The organism is Terriglobales bacterium, from assembly GCA_035543055.1.
Classification (GTDB): Bacteria; Acidobacteriota; Terriglobia; order Terriglobales; family Acidobacteriaceae; genus JAIQFD01.
Map to the genome: position 1 here is coordinate 1 of DATKKJ010000072.1, position 2,728 is coordinate 2,728.

2 protein-coding genes are annotated in these 2,728 nt (G+C 63.1%); both read left to right on the forward strand.

The window, feature by feature from the left end; translation table 11 throughout:
- Positions 1-203: 203 nt before the first annotated feature.
- Entirely contained in the window at positions 204-1,451 is a 1,248-nt protein-coding gene (gene istA, locus VMS96_05835) for an IS21 family transposase (protein ID HVP42931.1), read from the forward strand.
- The gene (istB, locus tag VMS96_05840; GenBank protein ID HVP42932.1) at positions 1,448-2,338 is read left to right on the forward strand and encodes an IS21-like element helper ATPase IstB; all 891 of its coding nucleotides are present in this window, start codon (positions 1,448-1,450) and stop codon (positions 2,336-2,338) included. Before istA ends, istB begins: the two co-directional genes overlap by 4 nt.
- Positions 2,339-2,728 lie beyond the last annotated feature (390 nt).

Genomic DNA, 2,728 nt, shown 5'->3' on the forward strand with positions numbered 1-2,728 from the left:
CCATGAACCTCTGGCGGGGTTTGCGGGTTCGACTCCCGTCGCTTCCCCTCCAGATATTTTGTACCACAGAAACCTCAGTCACGCCGCAGCAAATATGCTAATGTCAGCGCCGGTCGTAAAATCCCCATAGTGCCGGACGAAAAATCCCCCACCCTCTGACGAGGTCAGGACCGGCCTCACTCTGAATGGAGGAGGGGCCGGATGTGTTGCGGGGGAAAGACGTGCAAGAACTGGAAGAGCTGAAGCGAGAGGGGTTGAGCATCCGGGCGATCAGCAGGTTGACGGGCTACGACCGGAAGACGGTGCGCAAGTATCTGCAGCAGCCGGAGGCGCGGCCGGTATACGGGCCGCGGCCGGCGCCGCCGAGCAAACTGGACTCATTCAAGGAGTACCTCGGAGAGCGGCTGAAAGCAGGGGTGTGGAATGCGCAGGTGCTGCTGCGGGAGCTGCGCGCCCGGGGATACCCGGGCGGCTACACGATTTTGAAGGACTGGCTTCTCCCGCAGCGCCAAGCCGCGACGACAGTGGCGGTACGGCGCTTTGAAACGCCGCCCGGCAAGCAGGCGCAGGTGGACTGGGGACACCTGGGCAGCCTGGAGATGGACGGCCAAGAGCGGAAGCTCAACGCCTTCACCTTCACGCTGGGCTACAGCCGAACGATGATGGCCGAGGCGGCTTTGGATCAGAAGCTGGGCACGCTGCTGAAGATGCACGAGGAAGCATTCCGGCAACTGGGCGGAGTCCCGGAGGAGATCCTCTACGACCGCATGAAAACGGTGTGGCTGGAGACGGATGAGCGCGGCGAGGTGGTTTGGCACCCGGTGTTTCTGGACTTCGCTCGTTACTGGGGCTTCCGGCCGCGACTGTGCCGGCCCTATCGAGCCCAGACCAAAGGCAAGGTGGAATCGGGCGTGAAGTACCTGCGGCGAAACTTCCTGTGCGGGTTGCAGGGCCGCGAGCCAAGCGGCTTGCAAGATCTCAACGCGCAGCTCCGCGCCTGGGTTTGGGAAGTGGCCAACCAGCGGGTGCACGGCACCACACATGAACAAGTGGCCGTGCGCTGGGACGTGGATCAGTTCAGCCTGCAGCCGCTGGATGGGCGTCCTCCCTATCCGTACCTGGATGACGAACTGCGCAAGGTGGCGCGCGACGCCTATGTGAGCTGGCAGGGCAGCCGCTACTCGGTGCCCTGGTCGTACGCCGGCAAGCAGGTCTGGGTGCGCGAGCGAGGCAGCGACGTGGAGGTGCTCTACGGCCAGGAGCGGATCGCGGTCCACGGCCAGGCCCGGCACAGACACGCAGTGGTGACCCAGGCGGAGCACCATCGCGGGATCCCGCTCGGAGCACGCCACGAGCGGAAAACCTTGATTCACATTCAAGACACAGCTCCGGTGGTGGAGATTCGCCCGCTCGCAGCCTATGAAAGTGCGGCGGCGGGAGGCGGGCGATGACTCCGATCGAACGAATCCAAGGGGCGCTGAATGGACTCGGCCTGAAAGCCATCGAAGCGCGGCTCGAGGGCTTGCTGGAACAAGCTTCCAAGAAGGAGCCCAGCTATGCGGACTTCCTCGACGAGCTGCTGAGCTGCGAAGTGGACGCACGCCGCAGCCGGTATCTGCGCGCGCGGCTGCAACTGGCGCACCTGCCGTTTGTGAAGACCTTCGACCAGTTCGATTTCGCCTTTCAGCCTTCGATCGACGAGCGGCAGATCCGCGAGCTTCGCTCTCTGCGCTTCATCCATGAGGCCAGCAACGTGGTGTTTCTAGGACCTCCCGGCGTTGGCAAAACCCATCTCAGTGTGGCGCTGGCCGAAGCCGCGATCCAGGCTGGCTTCGGCGCCTACTTCATGACCGCGCACGACCTGGTCACCGATCTCGGTCGCGCCTATCGGGAGGGACGGCTCGATCGCCGCATGCGCGTCTATCTGGCGCCGAAGGTTCTGATCATCGACGAAATGGGATACCTGCCACTGGATGATCTGGGGGCGACGATCTTCTTCCAGTTGGTGAGCGCCCGTTACGAGCGCGGCAGCATCATCCTGACTTCCAACAAGAGCTACGGGGACTGGGATTCCATCTTCGGAGATCCCATCATCGCCACGGCGATTCTGGATCGGCTGCTGCATCATTCCACGACCATCAACATCCGGGGGGAGAGCTACCGGTTGAAGGACCGGCGGAAAGCGGGTCTGTTCCCCCGAGCCGAGGAGGAAGCCCGACCAGCCCCCTTTCCCTCCTCGCAAACGCTATCGAACGGTCCTCGCCGTCAAGGGTCCGCTGCGCCGCGCAAAACCGGCGCGCCCTTGACTGCTCCGGGCCGTTCGGAAACAGGTTCCTAGGATGAGGGAAAGGGGGCATCCGGAACTCGGTCTTCGGCGTCGGCCGCGGACCCCTGGGGTGGGGGATTTTTCAACCGGCGATGTGGGGAATTTTCAACCGGCGTTGACACTTGCGGCGAATGCAGGAGGAACTACATTTAATCTGTGGGTTCCCGGTTCGAATCCGGGCCGCAGCCCGTATCGGTGCGGTAGCTCAAGGGTAGAGCAACAGGCCGTTTCTCCACCTATTGTCGCCGCAGGAAGGAAGCGCTGGCGAATGCCTGCGGGAGTACATGGTGAATGCGCAAGCATACGGGTTCGAATCCCGTCCGGACTTCGGTTCGGGAGCCTCTCGCCAGCGTTGTCGCCAGCATTGATGGCCTGCGGCGAATGCGGGCGGAACTACATTCT

Excerpts from the sequence above, each read along its gene's own strand:
- istB (HVP42932.1), top strand. The coding sequence starts at position 1,448 with ATGACTCCGATCGAACGAATCCAAGGGGCGCTGAATGGACTCGGCCTG.